Raw genomic sequence first — 247 nt, 5'->3', positions numbered from 1 at the left:
GGCGTGGCTGGCCACCAACACCTCCTCGCTGTCCGTGGACGGGCTGGCCGAGCAGCTGGGACGCCCCGAGCGGTTCTGCGGGCTGCACTTCTTCAACCCCGTGCCGGCCTCGAAGCTCGTGGAGGTCGTGAACTCGAAGCACACCGGCGAGGAGCTCAGACGGCTCTCGGTGCAGTGGGTCGAGGGCCTCGGCAAGACCCCGGTGGTCGTCAACGACGCCCCCGGCTTCGCCTCGTCGCGGCTGGGT

At 70.4% G+C, this 247-nt stretch carries 1 protein-coding gene; it reads left to right on the top strand.

What is annotated here, in order from left to right:
- On the top strand, nt 1-247 hold a 247-nt coding region (locus AC6CH6_RS17890), incomplete at both ends, for a 3-hydroxyacyl-CoA dehydrogenase family protein (protein WP_498256166.1).

It is taken from the genome of Kocuria sp. GQ42, assembly GCF_059758435.1.
This window is presented reverse-complemented; position numbering and strand designations above follow the sequence as displayed.